21 protein-coding genes are annotated in these 23,015 nt (G+C 46.2%); 7 read left to right on the top strand and 14 right to left on the bottom strand.

Annotated features, from left to right (window positions below; all coding sequences use genetic code 11):
- Positions 1-256: 256 nt before the first annotated feature.
- From J7E85_RS22925 to J7E85_RS22910, 4 genes are all read right to left on the bottom strand, one after another.
- Positions 257-1,000, bottom strand: a complete 744-nt coding sequence (locus tag J7E85_RS22925; protein ID WP_215161849.1) for an SDR family NAD(P)-dependent oxidoreductase — start codon at positions 998-1,000, stop codon at positions 257-259.
- A gap of 184 nt (positions 1,001-1,184) precedes the next feature.
- Positions 1,185-1,796 (bottom strand): flavin reductase family protein, encoded by a 612-nt coding sequence (locus J7E85_RS22920; protein ID WP_215161847.1) that lies wholly within the window; start codon positions 1,794-1,796, stop codon positions 1,185-1,187.
- Position 1,797: 1 nt separating this feature from the next.
- Positions 1,798-2,745, bottom strand: a complete 948-nt coding sequence (locus tag J7E85_RS22915; RefSeq protein WP_215161845.1) for a ring-cleaving dioxygenase — start codon at positions 2,743-2,745, stop codon at positions 1,798-1,800.
- A gap of 236 nt (positions 2,746-2,981) precedes the next feature.
- Entirely contained in the window at positions 2,982-4,061 is a 1,080-nt protein-coding gene (locus J7E85_RS22910) for an AI-2E family transporter (RefSeq protein ID WP_215161843.1), read from the bottom strand.
- A 222-nt stretch (positions 4,062-4,283) separates the two neighbouring features.
- Between J7E85_RS22910 and cls the strand changes: the two genes are divergently transcribed.
- Entirely contained in the window at positions 4,284-5,732 is a 1,449-nt protein-coding gene (gene cls, locus J7E85_RS22905) for a cardiolipin synthase (protein WP_215161841.1), read from the top strand.
- Positions 5,733-5,854: 122 nt separating this feature from the next.
- Complete coding sequence (locus tag J7E85_RS22900) at positions 5,855-6,259, top strand: VOC family protein (RefSeq protein ID WP_076325301.1); 405 nt, start codon at positions 5,855-5,857, stop codon at positions 6,257-6,259.
- A gap of 112 nt (positions 6,260-6,371) precedes the next feature.
- Here the strand turns inward: J7E85_RS22900 and J7E85_RS22895 are convergent, their stop codons facing one another.
- From J7E85_RS22895 to J7E85_RS22885, 3 genes are all read right to left on the bottom strand, one after another.
- Entirely contained in the window at positions 6,372-6,800 is a 429-nt protein-coding gene (locus J7E85_RS22895; protein ID WP_100541396.1) for a MarR family winged helix-turn-helix transcriptional regulator, read from the bottom strand.
- 193 nt (positions 6,801-6,993) lie between these two features.
- Positions 6,994-7,404: a VOC family protein gene (locus J7E85_RS22890; protein ID WP_215161839.1), complete on the bottom strand. Its 411-nt coding sequence runs from the start codon at positions 7,402-7,404 to the stop codon at positions 6,994-6,996.
- 269 nt (positions 7,405-7,673) lie between these two features.
- Positions 7,674-11,375, bottom strand: a complete 3,702-nt coding sequence (locus tag J7E85_RS22885; protein ID WP_251035976.1) for a glycosyl hydrolase family 18 protein — start codon at positions 11,373-11,375, stop codon at positions 7,674-7,676.
- A gap of 726 nt (positions 11,376-12,101) precedes the next feature.
- Between J7E85_RS22885 and J7E85_RS22880 the strand changes: the two genes are divergently transcribed.
- From J7E85_RS22880 to J7E85_RS22870, 3 genes are all read left to right on the top strand, one after another.
- Positions 12,102-13,271, top strand: a complete 1,170-nt coding sequence (locus J7E85_RS22880; protein ID WP_215161835.1) for a serine hydrolase domain-containing protein — start codon at positions 12,102-12,104, stop codon at positions 13,269-13,271.
- A gap of 117 nt (positions 13,272-13,388) precedes the next feature.
- Positions 13,389-13,721 carry a PadR family transcriptional regulator gene (locus tag J7E85_RS22875; protein WP_215161833.1) on the top strand — a complete coding sequence of 111 codons (333 nt, stop codon included), beginning with the start codon at positions 13,389-13,391 and terminating at the stop codon, positions 13,719-13,721.
- Positions 13,722-13,725: 4 nt separating this feature from the next.
- Positions 13,726-14,283: a DUF1700 domain-containing protein gene (locus J7E85_RS22870; RefSeq protein WP_215161831.1), complete on the top strand. Its 558-nt coding sequence runs from the start codon at positions 13,726-13,728 to the stop codon at positions 14,281-14,283.
- Between the two features lie 120 nt (positions 14,284-14,403).
- Here the strand turns inward: J7E85_RS22870 and J7E85_RS22865 are convergent, their stop codons facing one another.
- Together J7E85_RS22865 and J7E85_RS22860 are read right to left on the bottom strand one after the other, a co-directional pair.
- Positions 14,404-14,772, bottom strand: a complete 369-nt coding sequence (locus J7E85_RS22865) for a YybH family protein (protein WP_215161829.1) — start codon at positions 14,770-14,772, stop codon at positions 14,404-14,406.
- A gap of 92 nt (positions 14,773-14,864) precedes the next feature.
- Entirely contained in the window at positions 14,865-15,224 is a 360-nt protein-coding gene (locus J7E85_RS22860) for a MerR family transcriptional regulator (RefSeq protein WP_215161827.1), read from the bottom strand.
- A gap of 118 nt (positions 15,225-15,342) precedes the next feature.
- Here J7E85_RS22860 and J7E85_RS22855 point away from each other — a divergent pair, with 118 nt between their 5' ends.
- On the top strand, positions 15,343-15,981 hold the full coding sequence (locus J7E85_RS22855) for a nitroreductase family protein (RefSeq protein ID WP_215161825.1): 639 nt from the start codon (positions 15,343-15,345) through the stop codon (positions 15,979-15,981).
- A 253-nt stretch (positions 15,982-16,234) separates the two neighbouring features.
- Here the strand turns inward: J7E85_RS22855 and J7E85_RS22850 are convergent, their stop codons facing one another.
- Positions 16,235-16,768, bottom strand: coding sequence for a hypothetical protein (locus tag J7E85_RS22850; protein ID WP_215161823.1), 534 nt, complete (start codon positions 16,766-16,768; stop codon positions 16,235-16,237).
- Positions 16,769-16,889: 121 nt separating this feature from the next.
- Positions 16,890-17,513, bottom strand: coding sequence for a nitroreductase family protein (locus tag J7E85_RS22845; RefSeq protein WP_215161821.1), 624 nt, complete (start codon positions 17,511-17,513; stop codon positions 16,890-16,892).
- Positions 17,514-17,638: 125 nt separating this feature from the next.
- On the opposite strand from J7E85_RS22845, the gene J7E85_RS22840 reads away from it, so the two are divergent.
- Positions 17,639-17,989, top strand: a complete 351-nt coding sequence (locus J7E85_RS22840) for a winged helix-turn-helix transcriptional regulator (RefSeq protein WP_215161813.1) — start codon at positions 17,639-17,641, stop codon at positions 17,987-17,989.
- 66 nt (positions 17,990-18,055) lie between these two features.
- Here the strand turns inward: J7E85_RS22840 and J7E85_RS22835 are convergent, their stop codons facing one another.
- The 3 genes from J7E85_RS22835 to J7E85_RS22825 form a co-directional block, all read right to left on the bottom strand.
- On the bottom strand, positions 18,056-21,031 hold the full coding sequence (locus tag J7E85_RS22835) for a GAP1-N2 domain-containing protein (protein ID WP_215161811.1): 2,976 nt from the start codon (positions 21,029-21,031) through the stop codon (positions 18,056-18,058).
- Positions 21,031-22,290: a hypothetical protein gene (locus J7E85_RS22830; RefSeq protein ID WP_215161809.1), complete on the bottom strand. Its 1,260-nt coding sequence runs from the start codon at positions 22,288-22,290 to the stop codon at positions 21,031-21,033. Before J7E85_RS22830 ends, J7E85_RS22835 begins: the two co-directional genes overlap by 1 nt.
- Positions 22,291-22,362: 72 nt before the next feature.
- Positions 22,363-23,004, bottom strand: a complete 642-nt coding sequence (locus J7E85_RS22825; protein ID WP_215161807.1) for a beta-mannanase — start codon at positions 23,002-23,004, stop codon at positions 22,363-22,365.
- Between the last annotated feature and the right edge of the window lie 11 nt (positions 23,005-23,015).

Here is a 23,015-nt window from a genome sequence, read left to right as displayed (position 1 = left end):
ATAGCAGGCGTTTGACATGCCTCCCTTACTCATTCATGTGTTGGATAGTTTATGCCATGAATTAGACCAAAACAGTGGAAAGCTTCTACACTCCATCTGAACCAAAAAAAATTTTGATTATCCATTAAAAACCCATTATGACTCATTTACTTCTAGTTACGGGAGCGCTGGTGCCAGCATCATATATTAACCGCTTTATGAAGCAATGAATGCACACCAAAAACCCCGATAAGTGTCGGGATTTTTGGTCCATGGATTATACGGCTGTATATCCGCCATCCACCAGCAAGCTTGTGCCTGTAATGAAGGACGCATCTTCACTGGCAAGGAACAACACGGCTTTGGCTACTTCCTCCGGCTGTCCCAATCGGCCCATCGGATGAAGACCAACCAGGTGCTCGGTGATCGCTTCCGTTCTTCCCTTAATAAGCGGAGTATCGATATATCCCGGACACACGGCATTGACCCGGATCCCTTTTGGAGCATAATCCGCGCCCATCGACTGGGTTAACAGCTTAACGCCTCCCTTAGCGGAAGCATAGGCGGTAACACCCGCTTTTCCGACATGGCTATGGATCGAGCCGCAGTTTACGATCGCCCCTCCGGTTCCTTGGGATAGCATTTGTTGGATTACATATTTATCACACAGGAACACCCCTGTAAGATTAATATCAATCGTTTTTTGCCAGTTGTCCATCGACAACTGATCAGCAGGGGCATCATGAGCAATGCCTGCATTGGCGAACAATACATCGACACGGCCAAAATGCTCAACCGTCTGCTTCACCATATTCGCAACTTCCTGTTCTTGGGTTACATCCGTCTTAACGAACAGCGTTTCAAAGCCTGATCCTCTTAATTCATCGGAAACGGCCTGTCCCCGGTCCGAATAATCCGCAATAACAACCTTGGCTCCCTCTTCTACAAAAAGCCTTACTGCTGCTTCGCCGATCCCGCTGGCGCCTCCCGTCACAATGACAACCTTGGATTCAAATTTCATTTGTCGACCACTCCTATATTAGGAATTTATCATATCGCTTCCACATTCATGTAGAATTAACATATTCCAGGCATGATATTCCACAAGCCCCGTTTCTTTCATGAACAACATAACTATCGAATAACGGCATATGGACGCTCACAACTTGATATTCTTCCTAACCTTTATCCAGCCCGTCCAAGTGTTATACAGGCCGCTCGATCGTAAACATCTCTCCCAGTGAAGCATAGATATTACCAGCCATACGGCTCACAGGCTTTAACTTGGCAGCGTCAATCCGGCCTTGCTCGTAAAGCTCCTCCGCAACATGGAAGCGGACTACGCGGGCAATCAGCAGATCGGCACCAGGCAGCTGATCCGCTCCATTCAACGTGACGACCTGCTCCAGCACGCATTCCATGCGAATCTTGCTCTCCAGAACGCCGGGAACTTTAACGACCTCGCTAACGACCGGGGTTAAATGGGCTCGGTCAAGTTCACTCTCATGCGGGGGCAGGTTCGCCGCCGTTTCGTTCACGGCTTCAACGTTGTCTTCGTCCACGATGTGGATGACAAGCTCGCCGCTTTGCATGGCATTTCTCGCTGTATCCTTAGCCGTACCGTTCTTCCGCTGAACGGAAACGGACAGCAAGGGCGGATTGCTGGACAGAATGGAGAAATAACTGAACGGTGCCGCATTCAGCACACTGTCCTCCGATAATGTCGTGACAAAAGCGATCGGCCGCGGAACAACGCTCCCGATCAGCAGCTTGTAGGTGTCCCGTTCGCTTTGGGTATTCGGGTCAATGGATATCACTTCAGTTGCCCCTCTCTTGTATTTTGACTTGTATAGGCTCCAGACCTTCCTCAATACGGGCTCGCTCCGGTTCATACCAGGCAGGAAGTTTCAATTGTTCCCCCAGTGAGTCCAGATCTTCATCCACCGTAAACCCGGGCGGATCAGTTGCGATCTCAAACAAGATCCCCCCTCGTTCCCTGAAATATAACGATCTGAAATAGTTGCGGTTCTTAATATCCGTTGGCAAAAAGCCATGTTGTTTCACCCACTCTTGCCATGTAACATGCTCACCATCATCTTGGGCCCGCCATGCGATATGATGGGTTGTTCCGGCACCTCCGGCGCCCCACGGGATATCCCGCATCGGTAAATCAATCACGTTGCCGAAGGGCCCTGCTGACTGAAACCGCGCATAGTTAACGTCCTCTCCCATGAAGGTCAGTCCCATTACCTGCTCCAGCGCTATCTTCGTTTCCTTCCACTTGCTGCTGAACAGGACCGCACCGCCAAACCCCTTAATCGCTGTGTCTGGCGTTACATCGTCCACAGACCAACTGCTCTTCGGTCCGTCTTCCCGCTCGACCAGCTCCAGAGAAAGTCCATCGGAATCGGAGAACTGAAGATAATGTTCGTTAAACCGAAAAGCTTTCATGACAGGAACGCCGAAGCTCCGTAAACGCTGTTCCCAATAAGGCAAAGCACCCGCAGGGACAACAAAGGTTGTATACCCAACCTGCCCTCCTCCACGTCTCCCTCTTCGCGAAGCAGGAGACGGAAAGAAGGTGATAATAGTCCCCGGGTGTCCCTCTTCATCCCCGAAATACAAATGGTACACCTCAGGCGCATCGAAATTCACCGTCTTCTTCACCAATCTGAGCCCCAGCACACCCGTATAAAAATCAACGTTCTTCTGCGGGTCCTGTGCATAAGCGGTAATATGATGAATGCCTGCCGTTTGTAATGCCATATTCATCGCCTCCTCATTGTTTCCGTGTCCAACCCGATGTTTCCATACATGATTTCTGGTTCGTATAATTAAAATATACAATCTTTAAATTTAATATCTTTAATTAAAGATTATATATTTTTCCTCTCATTGTCAAGCACCCCTTCAAACCTCGGGCATACAAAAAGCCGCCAAGAACGCTTCCACGCTCTTAGGCGGCTTCAGTATGCAGCTGCGACCGCATGCCTATCACCCGTCTATGCTTTTTGCCATTTTTCCTTAAAGAATAGCTGATAAACTCTTGTTACCACTATCTTAATGATCATGTAGACTGGTACCACCAGAAGGACTCCGATAATTCCGCCGAGATCCTGTCCCACCAAAACAAGGATAATGATCGTAATGGGATGGATAGCCAGCTGTTTGCCAAAGATATATGGTCCAATCAGGTTATCCTGAATCTGCTGAGCTGCCAGAATGACAACAAGCGACCAGATCGCCGTACCGGGGGACTGGATGAATCCTATGATAACGATCGGGATAGAGGATAGGATGGCTCCGATAAATGGAATAAAATTCGCAATAACCGCCACGGCCGTCAGCAGCAATGCATAAGGCAGACCAATAATCATGAAGCCAATATACATCAAGACACCCAGCGCCAGATTGACGAGCACTCGTCCAACGATGAACCCTTTGAGGGCATTGTTGATTTCATCCAGTACCGAAGCTCCCACTTCCTTGAAGCGGTTAGGCATAAAGCTTACAACCATCTTCCCGAACTTCCCGCCTTCCTTCAGCATGTAATACAGCAGGATCGGGAACGTAAATAGGACGATGGCAAAGTTCGATACGAACGAGAACAGGTTCATAATATAATTTGTCAGGAACGTGAAGCCTTGATTCAAATAATCGGTTAATTGGGTAAGTGGATTAGAATCCTCCGGAAATATCTCCTTAAAGAGCCCGTTATTTTCCCACTCCTGCAGTTGTTCACCTAAGGCAGCAAATAATGCAGGCGCATTCTCCACAAGAGCAATGATCTGATCACGCAGGGATGGCCATACTCCGATAATGAATCCCGTGAGTAAACCCGCAAAAACGACATAGATCAGCAAGATGGCCAGCGAGCGGTTTAGCTTGCGCTTTTCGAGAAGATCAACCAGCGGTCTGAGCAGGTAATAGAAGAATCCTGACAGCATCAACGGCACGAGGATAATAGTGAAGAACGAAAGTACAGGTCTAAATATAAAATCCACCAGTGATCCCAAATAAATAATAATGAGGACCAGAATCACGGCGAGACACAATTTGAAAAACTTATTCATTTTCAGCAAAAAGCATGCCCCTTCTCCTATTTTTTCACCATCGTATCATGACAAAGTGTGCATATACAAATCGCTTGCGTCTGCACTGATATAGGATGTCGGATCGTAGCGCCATCGCTTATATAACCATTCCGTTCACTTCATCCTGCGGATATATACTTCTCCTAACGCCTCACGTATAATATGAAGGATTGCAAGGGCAAGGATATAGTTTAGGAGGATATTATAAACATGCATGTTACATCCATCACTCTTGGTCTGATCATCGTACTGAATATCGTGTTCTCCATGTTCGTGGTTTTTAGGGAACGGCGGGATGCCGGCTCCACCTGGGCATGGCTGTTGGTGCTGTCCTTCATCCCGATTCTGGGCTTTGCGCTGTACCTGTTGTTCGCCCAAAATTTAAGAAGAATCCGTCTCTTTCATTGGGATGATCTGCAGAAAACCGGCATCGAGAAGGTATTGCTGTCTCAAATGGAAGGGATGACTAACGGGGAATACCCGTTCAGCAATCAAGCCGCGGCGGATAGCAGCGATCTGATCCATATGCATATCAATGAGAATCAGGCGATCCTTACGGACGACAACCACGTTGAAATTTTCACGGATGGACGCAAGAAATTTGAACGGTTGTTTCAGGATATTGAGGAAGCCAAAGTCTACATACATATTCAATACTACATCATCCGTCGCGACGAACTGGGCAAGAAGCTGATGTCCCTGTTGACCAAAAAAGCAAAAGAAGGCGTGAAGGTCCGGGTTCTGTACGACGAGCTGGGCTCGCGTCAATTAACCAAGGGCTTCTTCAAAGCATTTCGCGAAGCTGGCGGAGAAGCCGAGGCCTTCTTCCCGTCCAAGCTCCGCTTCATTAATCTGCGCTTGAATTACCGTAATCACCGGAAGCTGGCTATCATTGACGGCGACATCGGGTATGTCGGCGGTTTTAACGTTGGGGATGAGTACCTGGGTCTGAATTCCAGGTTCGGATATTGGCGGGACACCCATCTGCGCATTCAAGGTGAAGCTGTTTATGCGATGCAGGTTCGCTTTATTCTCGACTGGAATCAGGCTTCGCACCATAACGATATTTCTTATGAATCGAATCTGTTTCCCAAGATCGATTCGCCTGGCAATGTCGGGATTCAGATTGTGACCAGCGGTCCGGATTCCAGGTATGAACACATCAAGAACGGTTATATCAAAATGATTTCGTCCGCCAAGAAATCGATTCATATTCAGACGCCCTATTTTATCCCCGATGCCAGCCTCCTGGATGCGCTCCGCATTGCGGCGCTGTCCGGCGTCGAGGTTAACCTGATGATTCCCGATAAACCGGACCATCCCTTTGTCTATTGGGCAACCTTATCCTATATCGGGGAAATGCTAAGAACCGGGGCCAACGTGTATCTCTACAATAATGGCTTCATTCATGCCAAGACCATCATCATTGACGAGAAGATTTCTTCCGTCGGCACGGCGAATATCGATGTTCGAAGCTTCAAGCTGAATTTTGAAGTGAATGCGTTCCTGTACGATGAGGATTTATCAAAACAATTGACTCACATCTTTCATCAGGATTTGCAGGTATCCAGCCAGCTTACGATGAAGCAGTATCTGGAGCGATCAAGGTGGATCAAGTTTAAGGAATCCATCTCACGCTTACTGTCGCCTATTCTGTAAAACAAACCTTTAGCGCTGCCGCAACATTTAGCAATCCAGAAGAAATGCGGGAGACTCAGGCCGTCTATACTAAAGCCAAGGAAAACGAATCCATCATTTTAAAACTGGGAAGGATGTTGAACGTGGCTAAACTGACACCGTATATTTTCTCTGAGGATGCAAAAGCGCAGGCTGAGTTTTATACCCAAGCATTAGGCGGGGAGATCTTGTCCGTGCAAACCCATGGCGAAATTCCTGGAACCAAGGAAGAGCTTAAAGACAAGGTCATGCATCTTAGTCTGGTAGCAGGAGGAATTCCAATCTTTATGTCGGACTCCATATTCCAAACCCTGGAGCGCGGGAACGGAATTCATCTGAGCCTGTCGTTTGAAAGCGATGCTGAAGCACATGAAGCTTTTGACCGCTTGGCCGAGGGCGGTAAGGTGCTTGATCCGCTGAAGACTCAATTCTGGGGAGCGCTGTTCGGGTTGCTGGAAGACAAGTTCGGCGTATTGTGGCAGGTAACGACCGAAGTCCAAGTCAATTAATGGTAGAAGGCCCTTCAAGTTTCACTTGGAGGGCTTTTTTTGCGTGATTTATTTGGAGCTCCAACGTTCCACGACTTCCCCTGCGGCCAATCGACTTGTGTCCAAAAAGACCTCAGTCCTTATTTTCCAACTGATCACTTACCTCGTATAGACGCAGCGATAATTCATCACCTTCGGCATGACCTAATATAGCGCCGTAACGACTGCGCAAATTCATCCAGCACTCGTGAATCACTTTCTCCAAAGCCTTCCCTTTATCGGTTGTATAGATCAGTGACATCCTTCCTTCCACCCGATTATAAACCAGCCCTTTAACGGCCAGCTTCTCAACCAGTCGGGTTACGGTAGAAGGCTGAAGATGAAGAATTTCGCCTAATTCTTTCTGCGAGATCCCTTCCTTCTCATATACAGCCATAAGCAAATAAGCATATGTGGGTGACAATCCGCTTGCGGCAAACTCGTCTTCGGCCATCTTGGTAATGACCCGGCTAAGACGATTGGCAGTGAAGTAAAGGCATTCCTTGATATACGTGTTTAACATAACGGCTACCTCTTTCGCTGAGTTCATCCTGTTGAATCACCATTTATTGTTTGCACATACAAATATAATGGATTTCCAAATAAAAGTAAAGCGGCAGATTTCCCCCCATAACCCCCGGAGACTCTGCCGCTTCATTTTATTGGGTGTATGCTTCTTCATGTTGAAGATCCTGCATCTGCTTACTTCAATGCTTCTATTCGACCTGGCTCTGATCCATGTACATGACTTCCCACAGGTGGCCATCCGGATCCTGGAAGCTCCAACCATACATAAAGCCATGATCCACAGGATCATTGGAAGGAGACCCTCCTGCGGAAAGCGCGGCATTGACGATTTCGTCCACCTGCTCCCGGCTTTCAGCGGATAATGCCAGAATTACTTCCGTTGTATTTGTGGCATTCGACAGATCTTTCTTGGTGAACGTCTTGAAATAATCCTCGGTGAGCAGCATGGCAAAGATGTTATCGCCGATGACCAGGCAAGCCGCGTTTTTGTCCGTAAATTGGGCGTTAAATTCAAAGCCGATTTTTGAGAAAAAGTCCTTCGTTCTCTCCAAGTCCTTAACAGGTAAGTTCACAAAAATATTGTCGCTTTTCAAAGCCATTTCGAATCACCTCGTCGATTTGATAGATTCATCTTAGCATGAGCAGCAGCGCGGCATTTCTCTTCAATTGCTATGTTCAACCCAAGCCTCGGGAATTCAGCTTGCGAAGCATATTCAACCTCTCGATCCCGTCCATTCAGATTCAGTTGCTAAAAAACACAGCAGCGATTCAGCCGGCTATAGCATATAACCCCTAATTGAATAAAGGATGCCTCCAGGCAGTGTAAAAACTCGCCTGTAAGACATCCCATTGTATTACGAATCCATGTTTAGTTAGACAAACCCACTGCCCGCAGCAATCTCATGACGGTTACCACCGTCTGAGCTTTGGTTACATGAGATTGTGGATCCAGCTTGGAGGCGGATACGCCTTGCATAATCTTCTGCTCCACTACGAAGGCGACGGACGACTTCGCATAAGACGAAACCTTGGCGTGGTCTTTAAATTTGTTTAACAATCCTTGGTTGGCTTCGTTCTTATTGCCGGCATAATTCAGCACATTACTCAGCATGACGGCCAATTCCTCACGCGTAATCAAGCTGTTTGGATCAAAGATATCACCTGAGCGTCCCTTCACTAACCCTGCCGCTTTCGCAGCTGCAATCTCTCTAGCATACTGGGATTTCGGATCTACATCCTTAAAGTTGGCATAACTGTCGTCAGGCAAAATACCCAGCGCTTTCACCACAATGGATATAATCTCGGCACGGGTAATTTGTTTATTACCGCCGAAAGATCCGTTACTTTCTCCAGATACGATCAGCTTGGCAGCAGCCTGCGCCACGTCTTCTCGTGCCCAAGAAGGGATCGCGTCACTAAACCGGATATCTTGCTGAACCAGAGTATAAATCCCGCTGCCGGTTTTCTTGATTTCAACAGTTACCGTACCATCCGCGTTAACTTTAAACAAGGTCGGAACGGATCGAAGCTCCTGGGTACCTGGTATATAAACCACTCCGGTAGCACGTTTTACATTTATCTTTTTCGCATCGACGGTCATAAATTCGCTGACATGGGTTTTGCCGAAGTGCTTCAGTTCGGTCGTTGTCTTATCCGCGTTTATTTGCTCAAGCTTGAACAACAGCGGAGTAGCTAGTACTTCTCTTCCCTTAATCAGTTTCTCCACATTTGCTGCATCGGCAGCCCCTGGAGAAACAATCGAGACTTTTACAGGACCGGGAACCGTAATCAGCGAAGCCGGAATCCGGTATTCTGTCCCGTTCACGATAATGGAGAGACTGGCCTTGGCTCCTTTTTTCGCAACGGCTGCGATGATTTCTTGCGGAATCTCAACCTCAGCCTGCTTCGCACCTGCACCCGCATGGATCTGGAAGTTGGAGGAATCCGAAAGGTTAATGCTGTTAACAGCTGCAGCCGTTGGTATGGTCACCACAGCCTTATCGCCATGAAGCGTGACGTTTGCCCCTAGCTGATCTTTGGCTTTAGGCGGTTGTGGTGTCGAAGGCGTTGGTGAGCCAGAGCCTCCCGATCCTCCTGATCCGCCGGAACCGTCAGATCCACCAGAACCGCTACTTGAAGTCGTTACGCTAAGCAGATTCGAAGCGCTGGAGACGCGGTTAATCTCATCTCCCGTTCGATCTACCGCAAGTATATGAATCTTGTAATTAGTTAGAGCATTAAGGCCATGAATCGTATAACTATTCTCTGTAATTGAACCTGACAAAGCATTATTTACATATACTTCATATCCCGTAGCGCCTGCCACAGCATCCCATTTCACCTGAATGGAGCTTGCGCTGGCACTTACCCTTGAGAGATTCGCCGGAGCCGGGAGTGCTGAAGCATTGACTTTGCCGTCGATCGGCAAGTCGTAAATGAGCTCAGTCGTCAGAGTTTTGTTGCGGTCGCCGCTGATATCCCAGCTCATAACGCCTGCAATATCCAGCGACTTCACGATAGAAGCGGTGTACTTCATGGTGTTCTTATCGTTGTAGGTGATGAATACTTTATTTTGATCGTTGTACAGGTAAGGAACCTTGGCGGATTCATTCCAATATCTCTTATAGCCATTTTTGTTGATGTAGTTATTCTCGAGGTCGCTGAAGTCGAAAATGGCAGGCTCCCATGTTCCAAAACTAGATCCATCCTTATTGCATGCCTGATATTGACCAAGTGGACCACAACCATCCCAGCCCTTGCCGTAGTAAGGAACGCCCGCGATCAACTTATGTGTCGGCACCCCGCCATTCAAATGGCCTAACAAACCGCCAAGCACATGATTTCTTGGAGCGGATGATGTTGGAAGAGCTTTATCATAAAATAATGGTGCATTATGATGACCAAATGAATCAGATTTACCGCTGTAATCATAGGTCATAATATTGACAAAATCGAGATACTGCACAGAGTTAGTAAAGTCTGCGTTTACGGTAAAATTGTCTCCCTGCCCTGAAGCAATCGTCAGCAAATAATATTTCCCGTCCTCTGAACCGGCTGCATCCAACGCCTCGCGAACGGTTTTCATTAACAATGTGAAGTTTTCTTTATCCTCCGGTGCTCTGGAATTCGACTCTTCCCCGCCTTCGACCGGGTATTCCCAATCGATATCCAAACCATCAAACTTGTAGTCTCGGAGGAACTTCACAGCAGAGTTAGCAAACGTACGACGAGTTTCTTCCGTCATGGCTACATTAGAAAAATGATCAGACCAGGACCAGCCGCCTACTGAAACCATAAGCTTCAATTGAGGGTTCGATGCCTTGACGGATTCGAAAGCTGCGAAATTCTGAAAATCAAATGTCGGATCTCCAATCACAATTTCTCCGTCATGGACGTATCGATCCTGTGCAGGAATATTAGGATCTTCGCAGGCTCTCGGCCCGCTTCCGTATTTTTTCCAACATATATCGGCAAAGGCATAGTTAATGTGGGTGATCTGTGATACATCCAAGTCACCAGGATGAAAATTACGTCCTTCGGTACTAGCTGACCAAGAAGTGTAGTACGTAATATTGTTATAATTGCTGCCAGGCACTACCGACACTGATTCGCTTTCTGGCGAAGTCCATAGGCTGTTATGGCCCACTACCTTATACGAATAGGTCTTTCCTTCTTCCAGTCCAGCAGCTACATACCGACTCCCGCTACTCGAACCAACCTTTACTCCATCCTGATAAATATCATAGCTTGTGGCCCCAGGCACCGGTGCCCAGCCCAGTGAAACCGTAGATCGTGTAGCCGTCACTACCTGTAACCCTTGAGGTTGAGCCAGTTCCCCCCACTTAAGGGTAACGGCATTACTATTGGCGGATGCTTCCAAAGCTCCATTTACGCTTCTCTGCGCGCCTACTTTAAAAGTATAAGTCTCTCCTGCTTCCAGAGGTCCATAAGTAGCGGTAGTAACGGAGTTTTCCCAAGTGCCACCTTTCCAGGCTCCATTAATATAAATGTCATAAGCTTCGGCTCCGGGACTCGAACCCCAACTCAGCGTAACCGTATCTTCCGTCACATCGTCAATTTTAAGATGGCTTGGAGGAGTTAACGGTGCATCTTTATATTCAGCTTCGTCTTTGGATGTGGTGAATTCCAATACATTACTTTTATGTTCTTTTTTCACGTCGCCGTCCCACGTAATATAGATCCTGTAGGTCGTTTCAGGTGTCAATCCGGTCACGGCACGGGTCCAATAATTGCCCCATGCCAGCCACTTGCCTGAATCCGCGTCCCACACCTGTATATTATTTTCACCTTCCACGGGTTTGAAATCCCATTTAAAAATCGCTATATTATGGGATACACTTTCAATTTCGAGATTCTGTGGAGCCAGCGGATCTTGGGCTTCATTGGACTGGGCTTTATACGTTGAGTTCGTTACTGTCGCGGGCTCTTGGCCGAAGTTAACTGTGGAAATGTCATTAGAAATGTCTGTAGGAGGAGCGCTTTCTGCTGCATAGGATGCAGGCGCATGAAGCAGTGGTGTAAAAATGAGAATAAGGGCCAAAAAACACATCACCCATTTCGGGTGCTTTTTCGTTATAAATGATGTCACCGTTTTCACCTCTGTTGATTAAATTTCGATTGCAAATGATACAGCATTTCAATGAATGTCTGTCCCTCGGTGTCATCGAGTGTTTCTTTGATGACTTGCCTAATTTCGCACATCGCTCAAATCCAACTTGTATTGAAAGCGGTTACTATTTTTTCCAGCTCAACTATGTAGAGTTCAGTCCCCCCTCTCTCTACTCATGATTGAATCACTTTCCGTACGCTCTACTACAGCCTCCTTTCTTGAATTCATTATTATTCAATAAATATTCATATATTTGTATCATGGAACCTACACCATCGATTGAGAAGGGATACATTTCCATAAACATGGGATAAATTCTTGTAATTTTATATTCTGTTAATAAATTCAACATGGATCGAATCTACCGGTGAAAGTAACACGCATAATGCCTTCAAATAAATATCTCTATTACGTTAGAATTAATAAATTCTGATATACTATTGTTAATTGAGGTACTGTGTTGTACGATGTATGTGCGGAAGGTAGGTGTGAAAGACGGAACGAATATGACGTATATATGGAAAACAACCAGTTAACAAGGGTATTTCGAGAAAAACAATTCATTTAGGGGGTTAACATACATGTGAAAAAAGAGGAACTTACTGCTTGTTAGGACAGAATCGCGTTGGTAAACCATACAATATTAATAGAGAAGAGGAATGCCTTATGAAAATACGTAATCAAATTACATTTGCAAGTCTGGCCCTTTTAATAACTGGAAGTGCCCTGCTATACACATCGCCAACCTCAATTGTAAAAGCAAAGCCCACTCAAAATGTATCTAGTTCGTTACAAACAAGCACTCAACGAGATCATAATTCCGTCAAGCAAGCCATGCGGGATACGTTGCAACTTGGATTCCCGGGGATACTTGCTAAAACTTTTGAGGGTGGAAAAACGTGGGGTTATGCGGCTGGGGTAGCGAATCTGAGCACCAAGAAACCAATGGAAACAGATTTTCGTTTTCGCATTGGCAGCGTGACGAAGACGTTCACCGCAACGGTTGTACTTCAATTAGCTGGAGAGAACCGCTTGAATCTAGACGACTCCATCGAAAAATGGTTGCCTGGTGTCATTCAAGGAAACGGATATAATGGTAAACAGATTACCATCCGGCAGATATTGAACCATACAAGTGGTATCGCTGAATACTCAAGGTCAAAAGACGTTGATTTTATGGATACAAAAAAATCGTATTCGGCTGAAGAGATAGTGAAGATGGGGATTTCTCTGCCCCCAGACTTTGCCCCAGGAAAGGGCTGGTCTTATTCAAACACAGGATACGTATTACTGGGTATTCTTATTGAAAAAGTAACCGGAAACAGCTACGCGGAAGAGATTGAAAATCGGATTATTGAACCGCTTGAATTGTCAGATACATTCCTACCTGGCAATTCAAGCGTTATTCCAGGCACCAAGCATGCTCGGGGATATTCCCAACCAGACGAAGCAAGTGAGATAAAAGACGTTACTTATTATAACCCAAGTGCAGGTAGCTCGGCTGGAGATATGATTTCTACTGCTGATGACTTAAATAAATTCTTCTCTTCCTTACTCGGTGGCAAATTACTGAAGGAACAGCAACTAAAACAAATGCTTACTACAGTTCCTACAGGAAGAGCAGGAATGGATGGATATGGTCTTGGAATCTTTGAATTTAAGCTTCCAAACGATGTCTCGATGTGGGGACACACAGGTGGCATTCTAGGGTTTTCTACGATTGCTGGAGGTACACTTGGAGGCAAGCATACGTTGGTCGTCAGTTTGAACAGCTTGGGTAGAGATAACAGTCCTAATCCTTTTAAAAATATTTTACTTGCTGAATTTAGCAAGTAAGCAAAAAGGAAAAACGTAGCAAGCGCTTCCCTCTATTACGTTGAATAAAAATAACTGATGTACTATTGATATTTGATGTACTGTGTTGTACGATGTATTCGCAGGAGGTAAAATATCATGAATATCGAAGATTGGAAATCACAAATTAAGCGAGGAACACTCGAATTTTGTATTCTATTGCTAATAAAGCAGCGACCCTATTATGGGTATGAAATCATAAGTAAGTTAGAGCAGTATCCTATTGTTGCTGCAAAAGAAAATACAATTTATCCCCTGCTTAGAAGATTATTGAAAGAAGAATATGTATCTTCATCTTGGCAAGAAAGTACAGAGGGTTTGCCACCGAGAAAATATTATTCCATTACAGAAAAAGGAAACGAGTACTTAAACGCTATGTCCTTAGAATGGGATAATTTATTAATTGCTATAGCAGAAATTAAAGGAGTGTGAAATTTTGGATAACATTACGAATGACTATCTTGAAAAAATTGAAAAGTATTTGAAATCTATGTCCGATTCCGAGCGTATGGACATTGTAAAAGAAATCAAAAGTGTAATGCTTGAATTGCAAAATAATGGTGTATCTTCTGAGCAAATCATCGAGCGGTTAGGAAACCCAAAAGAATTAGCGAAAGCATACTTAGGTGAAGCCATTTCAAAGAACAATAAATTTAGTTGGCGTAAATTCGGCGCTGTATTTGCATTTTGTAGCAGCTTTGCAGGCGTCAGCGGTATGTTTCTTCTGCCTCTTCTCAGTACTCTTTCCATTGCTTTAATGATTAGTGGAGTTATTACACCAATAGGCGGAATTATTAAATTTGTTGGGTATCTTATGGGATATGATATTGCCGGAATAACAATCGAAATGGGAGCATATACACCAAGCCCAATGCTGTTCTTACCCATTTCTATTGTGATTGGTGTGTTGATGTTTTGGCTCGGGAAAGTATTATGGAAACTTACAATTAAATACATACACGCCATTAGTCAGAATAAGAAAACATTGTATTAATAAAAAAGAACGGGACCCGGCGGTCATTCATAGACCAACCGCACCCCGTGTTTACTATGATGGAAAAAGAGCCCTTCAAGAGCTCTTTTTCTTTTATTTATGCAATGATATCAAACCGATTCATCGAATCGAACTTAAATGCTCATGCCTTAATTTCCATAAGCCATCGGCATCGCAAACGAACACATTCGTTGCTCTCCCGCTTCCGGCCGTAAATGTCCCCTGATGATAACCCTCAAAGTGGTAGGTATAAATACATACCGCCGAATAAGCATCACTCGCTATCCACTCTATATCCTCCGCCCGGTATACCTCATCCTGAATAACATGCCAAGCGTGTTCGAAATATGCTCGAATCTCATTCAGCGTATGACAGCTCCGGTCCGAAAACCAATAGACCGCTTCTTCGTCGAGCAGCCGGGCTACATTGTCAAAATCATGCGTATTCGTAGCCGCTATGTATGCCTCAAGTGCCTTTTGATATGACATCGTTCCGCCCCTTCCACCCCTCAACTAGGCATATGTTCAATGACGATCTTTCCTGGTTAACTTTCATATATCTTTGTTTATGTTAATTGTCCTTAACACTTTGTTTGAAAATTTGCCTTTCCTTCCAAGACTGCATTCAAGAATTTCTTTGACTTTTTCAATCGCTTCTGGATCTCTTCAATTTCTTTGATTTTTTGTTCAACCATTTTTGTCTTTGCCTCGTATGATAAATTAAGTTGTTGATTTACTAGCAAACTTAATTCTTCTATAGAAAAGTCTACGGATAAAAGTGCCTTCACATCATCTAGAAACTCAACAACCTCTTCAGAATAAACACGATAATTATTAACATCTCTTTTAATATAACTGTCTGGAATTAGGTTTTTACGTTCATAGAATCTTAATGTTGATATGGGCAGACCCGTTAATTTTGAAACATCGTTTATTTTCATAATAGGACCTCTTAATTTCTTGCTATAAACCTAGGTTCATAGTTCATAATACGAAATATGATAACGAACGACATACACAATGTCAAAAAAATCTAATGTTATCAAGAGGAGAGGTTGTATGTTTAACCATATTCAAAACAATGATTTCGCCAATATCGTTATGGGCCGACGTTCTGTCCGTAATTATGATGAGAATTTTAAAATATCGAAGGAAGAGATAAGCGAAATGATTTCGGAAGCCAGTCTGGCTCCATCCTCTGCAAATATGCAGCCTTGGCGTGTAATTGTGGTCGATACTCCAGAAGGAAAAGAAAAGCTAAGACCTCTTGTGCGTTTCAATACATTACAAAATGATACTTCATCAGCCATGTTATTAATTTTTGGTGACACCCAAAGCTATTTATATGCTGAAGAAATTTACAATACAGCCGTGGAACAAGGAAAAATGCCAGCTGAAGTACGAGATCGTCAACTCGAAACCATTCTATCCATGTTTCCGACCCTATCAAGAGAAATGAAAGTTGAAATTGCAAAAGTCGATAGCAGCCTCTTTGCCATGCAGTTCATGTTAGTAGCTCGTGCACATGGGTACGATACGAATCCAATGGCAGGGTTTGAAGTTGATCAGTTAGCAAAAGCATTTGATTTAGATGAAGAACGCTATGTTCCAGTCATGATGATTTCAATAGGAAAAGCCAAGGAGGATGGGCATGAGTCTGTTCGATTAGGTTCTGACAAGATTACATTTTGGAGGTAACCATTCTTTCTTCAAAATAACATTAGGCTCAAACTGCAGGTTTATATAGAAGCTTACTGTTTAATGGATCAATAATCGAAAACTCTAAAGCTTGTTAAACTTATGAAAAACTCAATCAAAAAAAGGCAGCCGGTCATAGTGATCGGCTGCCTTGGTTTCAGTAATGCTCGCGTAGGCTACTATTCCGAGGGAGATTTCTTCGAACTCATTCCGTCATGGCTGAACTCAAGAGCCGTGTTAACATCGGCGGTCCTTATTCGTAATATCCTTGCACAGCAGGAAGGCGCTTGTATTCCTCACGCTCTTCTACCGTACCGATGATGTCTTCAACCAGCCGGGTCATTCGTTTACCGTCTTCGCTCTTATCACACTCGCTCCACGCATAGTGGTAACTCTCATTCGCTACCTTTACCGTAAGGTCAAAGCTTTCATGTGGCTTTTTATTGCATGCGGTTGTCAAGGTTTTGTTCTCTTGATAATCGGCGAGCACCAACGTCTTATAGATGCTCTGACGTTCCTTATCGGTGAGTTCGAAATCACGGAGCACCGCAGTCTCTCCATTCTGAAGTTCCTTTACTACGGTTCGTTCCTTTGTATTGATCTCGTTCTTCTGATTAACGCCGAACCTCAGTTCCAGGTCGAACGTTACCTTCGGCCTAAGCTCATACTCCATTCGCAGAATCACGTCCTGCGTCTCATCAATGATCGGAGCTACCGCTTCCTTCTCGAAGCAGCCTACCACGAACCAAATCGCTATAAGTGCTGCAGCAACCAGGCCTTTTCTCATCCTTCTAGTCCCTCCTAATAGAAATACGCAGGAGACAGCATAACTATTAGACGGTTGTTAATGCCATTTTGTTCCACCCACTGCATGTACAAACAAGCAAATTAATATTTCATTCCATGAATTATATTTTGTTTTTATAAATGATTTTGTCCACATCGTGTCTAACGGTTTTATGACCTTGTTTAATTCCTTTCCCAATGGCTATCAGCATCACATCTTCATACCTGTCAGAAATCTGTAAGGCCGACTTTAATTGTTCGGAATCATACCCGGACATGGTAATCGTATGAAGACCCGCCTCGTTCGCCAGTAAAACTAACGACATAGACGCCAGGCTTGCGTCTCTTACTAATTCGAGCTTTAAATCTTCTTTGGATTTATTTAGATAATACTGGATGGCCGCGTTGGCTAAATAGTCTCTTAATGATGCGTCAAAATAACCCTTTTGGAATCCATCTTCATGGATATTGATAATATTTTCTTTTTCAAATGCTTGATAATCGCCTAGTACAACGATTAGTACGGATGCTTCTATTACCTGTTGCTGATGAAAGGCGATGGGGAGTAACATGTTCTTTAAATCCGGTTCGTCTATAACCAGGTACCGTGTTGCTTGAATATTGTTTCCGTTGGGCGATTTACTGGCTCCTTCAATCAAAGCCGCCAACGTTTCCGATTCCACTTTATAATGGGGATCATAATGCCTGACGGAACGTCTTTGCTCTAATATCTCTCTCACACTCATTTGTGCTCACTCCAAATGTTTTATTTACTCCATATTCCGATTATAATGGACCGTAAAGTGGCAGAAAATAACGCACAATAAAGTGGGTTAGCCACCTTTATGTGCCTAATCAGGAGGAATACATAATGAACAGTCTCAATACGGGAATCAATATTTTTATGAATACGGTAGGAGGAAAGTGGAAATGCTTAATCCTCTTTTTCCTGAGTCAAAAACCAAGGAGAACAAAGGAGTTCTATCAGCTCATGCCGACCATAACGCAGAAAGTCTTAACCGATCAATTAAAGCAGCTGGAAAAAGATGAGCTTGTCCGAAGAGAAGTATTTAAAGAAGTACCGCCTAAGGTAGAATACAGTTTAACTGAGCTGGGCCAATCCTTCGTCCCTGTATTAAATACAATGTGTGAATGGGGCAACACCTATGCAGACGCACAACACCTCGAAAGAGAAGAACAAATCTGTAGCCAGCATAAATAGGTGGTGCATAAGAGGCGCGAAAAAAAAACGAGCAGACGAATGATCGTCTGCTCGTTATCTATTTTGTTAAACTCCTTCATCCGTCTCATTCTCCGGAGCCTGCTCTTGCTCTTCCGAAAGCACGCTTTCGTCGGACAGCTCATAGGAGACGCCATCTACAACAACCTTCTCGACAAGGGATACGTCAAGCGGTTGATCCAACTTCACGACGACCCGACTCGTGTAAGTCTGGTTTTCCTGAGTGTCACCAGCACCTTCAGATGACGGAACGTCTTCGTCCTTGACTGTATCAGACGAGCCTTCCCCTTCTGTTGTCCCGGTATTCGGCTCCGCTTGATTCCCGGTTGAGTCAGGCTCTGTCCCTGACGGGTCGGTATCCGCTTCGCCCGTTGTGTCATCAGCGCACACCCACGATAATTCAGGGCTAGCTACCTCAACCAGTGTGCTTGCATCCTTGCCTACAACCTGTAGCTTGTCCACACTGAAATCCTGGCAAGCCGCCGGCTGTTTAAAATGGAAAGTCAGTTCGGTCTTGCCCTCCTGCTCGCCTTCCTCCACCACCGTCGCCGTCAATAACGGCTTTTCAGGGACGATATCAGAAGAAGCCGGAGGTGCGGTAACCGGGGGCGTAATGACCGGATTCGGATCAGCATTACCGTCCGCAGGTCCTTTGCCGTTTTGGATCATCATGAAGGCAGCACCAGCAATAACGATTACCACAAGCAAGGAAGAAGTGATTTTTACGAACCGCGAATGCTGTCGAAACCATCGCACTAACGGCGAAGCCAATTCGGCCCTGACCTTCATATAAACCGGTTTGAGGATGGGCGCAGGCGAATTGAAATACGTTTTCACATAATCCTTATTCTTGAAGGCTTCACGGTCATAGGTTTTGAAATAATGAACGATAGCGGCGGCATAAGCCGGAACAAGTCCCCGCGGTCTAACGAATACCGGCTGCTCGGCAGACCACTTAATATACTGGTATACCACTTCTGGACTCTGACCGTATCTGTGCAAATAATCAAGCAAGCCCCGGTAGTCTACGGCACTGGAACGAATCTCCGTGCAGAAGGCCAAGGTAATGCTATCAAATCTGGATGGCACCACATGGTTCTGCAACCACTTTCGCATGATTTGTTGGGTTCGTTCCCGCTCCTCGGCTGACAGATCTGCCAGCACCTCCGCTTGAACCTCTTCACGGCTGGACCACTGGTAAAGGGCGAGCATGACTTCGGCCTTGGACCGAATCCGGGAGTCAAAACGCTCTACCCAACCCTTGAACTCCTTCGGCATTTGCAGAAACCCGATATCCAGCAGCTGTTTCTGGCTTAATTGCTCGGGTTCCAACTCACGCAAAAGAAAGAGATTTGCCGCATAAATCAACCGGTCTGCAAATGCAGTGCCGCCTTGGTAACGCCCCATTCCCTTCTGAGGATGGTGCTCCAGCGAATCCAATTGATCCAGCACGGCGTTGACTGCTCTCACCGGATCCGGATCATGCTTAAGCTTATCGACAAGCTGGGCTTCCGCTAACCTGATATAATTCTCCTGCTCCAGCAGGAGAGGGTGATTCCGAACCCACAAGCCGATCAGATCTACCAAATCCGTAGGCGACGCCGCTTGCTGCATGCGCGTTTTCATGTACGGATCGAACATCAACGCCGGCAGACCCGGACTGGTCAACACCCTGGCATAGAAGGCTCGGCTTAAGGCCGGGCTGCCCTCCAGCAAGTCGTAAATCGCCTCGGTCACATCCTGACGCTGCTTGGATAAGGCATTATTTAATGAGCGGATAAAATATTCCACAATCAGATCCTGATGCTGCCGGGGATTGATGCTGTGATAATCCTTAACGAATCCGGCAATCGCTGCATCCGGAACCTGTCCTCCTTTGACAAGCTCGAATTCCTGGGCAAACAGGGCGTGGAACAGCTGATCCAGCCGTCCCTTAGAATCCAGGGCGCCTGCCGGCTTCAAATAAAGCAGCAAAGCACGCAGCACAGCATGTTTATGCTCATGGTACAAGCCCTCTTGGCCTTCTTCAATCTGGAACAGCACACATAAATCGTCGTAGCTATCCAGCAAGATCCCAAGACCCGGCTCCATATCCGCAAGCATCTGCTCGGCGAAGGCAAAAAAGCGCTCAGAGCGATCGGGGTCCAATAGCGTCTCCCATGCAAAATCAAGATAAGGCTGCTCGGACCATTTCAGATCGACATTGATGACCCTGCCGGCAGCGAGCTCAAACAAATAGTCCTTCTCAATGCTGCGGTCGCCTAGGCGCAGGCTGCCCTTCTCCACGAACATGAGGTGAAGTCCCTTCTTGCTCTGCGGCTCTTTGGCATAGGTTACGAACCCAAGCACCCGGCGCAGCGCATAGGGCAATCGGCCAAACAACACAAAGAGCAGCTGCTCCGCCTTCGCGGACAACTGTTCCACCGGGACATCCAGAACGATATATACCTTTTTCTTCCCAGCAGCCGCGGATATGCATGCATAGAGCAGCTGCTTGAATATCTTCTCGTCGATCCCAAGCTCCTGCAAAAAGGCTGGCGTCTCCTTGGATGAGATGGCGGCTTGAGAGTCCGCCTGAACCGGAATGGCAGGAAGCTGCGGAAGATCTACGCCTTCTTCGATATCGTAATGATCGGCAAACGAGGCCTGGAGCCAAGTCTGATAAGCGGAATGCTCATCTTCAAGAAAACCATCAGGAATGACATAATGATGCGTAAAAAAGGCACTGCGAAGTCCCGTAAAGTCCGCAGGCTGGAACACGCTTCGCCCCAGCACCGTTTCCCCTGTTTCCGTATGGAACAGATGAAGGGCGGCCGGATAAGCCGCAGCTTCCCTCTCGCTGCGTGCTGTCAGCTCGGCAGGAGCTTCGTATTGGCAAAAGGGATGCAGCACCTTTTTGATAAAGGAAGCCTCCAATCCGGACGAACGAGCCACCGTATCAAAGCCTTCGGCTGAACGGAATATGCCCCGGCGCTCCCGCGTGTACATTTGCTGCTGTATGGTTCGGGATGGGAAATCCGGCACTAGTCTTCCCTCCCCTGAATATACTTCAGCTTGTACAGAAGCCAGATGAACGGCTCATCGACCCGAATCGGACTGACGACGCTTTGCAGCTTCTGATCGACAGGGTTGCTGCCTAGAGCCGACACGGCAAAATACGCTGTATTGGAAAAGTATACATCCATCGTTCCCTTGAACGGACGGTCGACCTTCTCGATAAAACGACGGATCTCGCCGTCAATATTTTCAAATTCGGTCAAATTCATAAACTTGCGGTGTACCACATTGTTAAAAATGTTGCTGTTCAGCTTCACGTATTCGCCATCCTCATCCTTAAGCGCATGAAGCATGTCGCTCTTGGTTAAGACGACGGCTGTCGGAATATCCGTCTTACCCTTGTCCTCATAAGCGATGAAATCGCCGAACATCGTCAGCACGACATCCCGCGGCTCATCATACTGGGACACCCATTCACCGGGCTGGTCACCGAATTTCAGGCGAATTTTCTCCCGAATAGAGCGGATTTGGAGCGGATCCACCATAAACAAAATACCCGCGGAATTCTTGATATGCTGTCCGTGAAGTCCCAAGTAATCCTCGTCCACCATGCCCTCACCCGCTACGTCAAAAAATACGAGGGTTAAAGGCGGCTTGGACTCATCCTTGAACACGAATTGGAAAATGAAAGGCTCCTGCATCTTCTCCTTCTGCGTGGACGCCAGCAAATCTCCGCGCTCAAATAACGGCTCCTCATAGCCCGTACGGAACTTGCGGCTGATCTCGGCATTCAGCGGCATGCAGGCCGCATCGAAATGATCCGCCGTTGTATGCTGCAGCGTATGAATGAGCGAAGTCATATAGACCGACTTGCCCACTTGCGAAGCACCGATAATCGAGATAATGTTGCTCGGCACCTTTCCTGCGGTCACCGGAAGCTCATTATGGCATTTCGGGCATAACCGTCTGCGCGTCACGACACCGTAACGGTCATTCAATCCAACCAGCACGTGATCGGAATAAATGTGCTGCTCCTCCGGTATATCGCTCGGCCGGATAATCGCTTCAATATCATAAACGGAATCCAGCCCAAAGCGTTCACGGTACCGATTCAGCTCATCATCTTCCCCAAGCGCATAGTCCTCGTCATCCTCTCGGTCGTGGGCAGCCCTGAAGACAACCTCCTTCGGAGCAAACTTACTGAAACAGTAAGGGCACACAATATCATAGAACAGCGGCTTTGGCTCCGGCTCCGGTTTTTTCTTGAATATATCAAAAATGCCCATCCTTAGTACCTCCCTCTGAACCCTATGAATTACACACTGATGCGTTCATCGTGGTTACAGTGTGTTCTCTCTCTATCTATAAACGAGCTCATACCGTTGTCCATACTTCTTACCATCCGTAAAAAACAGGCGAATATAATCGTTCTTGCCTACCTCAATCGCAGGCAATTCGTTGCGTCCCGCTGCAAAATCCGTAACGAAAGGGTACAAGATGCCGTCTTCCTTGTTGACCGGATAAGCCCCCTGCTTCTTCACGTAGCATAAAACGTCCTTGGGTACCGGCACTTCCGCCGTCATCTGAATTTCAATCGTCTTATAAGGCTGCAGCCAGCGGCTCTTTTCACGAATGGAATATACCAGCATGGCTTTGCCCGTGCTGAACTGAATGCTGTTCGCTTCATCCGGCTGCCTGATTAAGGCCATCTCTCCGTCTTCGGAAGACATGGCGTACACCGTATACGTGATCTGACCAATTCCGTCCACCCGGTCCCGATACCCATTGTTCGCCTTGTACTCGTCTCGGGTATACAGGCGCAGGCTGCCAGGCTCTATAGCTCCAGCGGGCGGACCAAATCCATCATCCATCGCGCGGTGAATATATACCGCCTGAAGATCTGGCGGCCAGCTCCATCGGAGCGTACAGTAGCCCTCGTCTAATTGATAGCTTAATCCCTGAATGACCCATTCTCCGGGCTCCGCATTTTTAAAACGCATATCGAACGCCC

Source organism: Paenibacillus sp. ISL-20 (assembly GCF_018613005.1).
Lineage (GTDB): Bacteria > Bacillota > Bacilli > Paenibacillales > Paenibacillaceae > Paenibacillus_AQ.
The sequence above is the reverse complement of the archived record's forward strand: the minus strand, read 5'-3'. Positions and strand labels throughout refer to the sequence as shown.

Excerpts from the sequence above, each read along its gene's own strand:
- J7E85_RS22925 (WP_215161849.1), bottom strand. The coding sequence starts at position 1,000 with ATGAAATTTGAATCCAAGGTTGTCATTGTGACGGGAGGCGCCAGCGGG.
- J7E85_RS22915 (WP_215161845.1), bottom strand. The coding sequence starts at position 2,745 with ATGGCATTACAAACGGCAGGCATTCATCATATTACCGCTTATGCACAG.
- cls (WP_215161841.1), top strand. The coding sequence starts at position 4,284 with ATGCATGTTACATCCATCACTCTTGGTCTGATCATCGTACTGAATATC.
- J7E85_RS22895 (WP_100541396.1), bottom strand. The coding sequence starts at position 6,800 with ATGTTAAACACGTATATCAAGGAATGCCTTTACTTCACTGCCAATCGT.
- J7E85_RS22890 (WP_215161839.1), bottom strand. The coding sequence starts at position 7,404 with ATGGCTTTGAAAAGCGACAATATTTTTGTGAACTTACCTGTTAAGGAC.
- J7E85_RS22885 (WP_251035976.1), bottom strand. The coding sequence starts at position 11,375 with ATGTGTTTTTTGGCCCTTATTCTCATTTTTACACCACTGCTTCATGCG.
- J7E85_RS22880 (WP_215161835.1), top strand. The coding sequence starts at position 12,102 with ATGAAAATACGTAATCAAATTACATTTGCAAGTCTGGCCCTTTTAATA.
- J7E85_RS22875 (WP_215161833.1), top strand. The coding sequence starts at position 13,389 with ATGAATATCGAAGATTGGAAATCACAAATTAAGCGAGGAACACTCGAA.
- J7E85_RS22865 (WP_215161829.1), bottom strand. The coding sequence starts at position 14,772 with ATGTCATATCAAAAGGCACTTGAGGCATACATAGCGGCTACGAATACG.
- J7E85_RS22860 (WP_215161827.1), bottom strand. The coding sequence starts at position 15,224 with ATGAAAATAAACGATGTTTCAAAATTAACGGGTCTGCCCATATCAACA.
- J7E85_RS22855 (WP_215161825.1), top strand. The coding sequence starts at position 15,343 with ATGTTTAACCATATTCAAAACAATGATTTCGCCAATATCGTTATGGGC.
- J7E85_RS22850 (WP_215161823.1), bottom strand. The coding sequence starts at position 16,768 with ATGAGAAAAGGCCTGGTTGCTGCAGCACTTATAGCGATTTGGTTCGTG.
- J7E85_RS22845 (WP_215161821.1), bottom strand. The coding sequence starts at position 17,513 with ATGAGTGTGAGAGAGATATTAGAGCAAAGACGTTCCGTCAGGCATTAT.
- J7E85_RS22840 (WP_215161813.1), top strand. The coding sequence starts at position 17,639 with ATGAACAGTCTCAATACGGGAATCAATATTTTTATGAATACGGTAGGA.
- J7E85_RS22830 (WP_215161809.1), bottom strand. The coding sequence starts at position 22,290 with ATGGGCATTTTTGATATATTCAAGAAAAAACCGGAGCCGGAGCCAAAG.
- J7E85_RS22825 (WP_215161807.1), bottom strand. The coding sequence starts at position 23,004 with ATGCGTTTTAAAAATGCGGAGCCCGGAGAATGGGTCATTCAGGGATTA.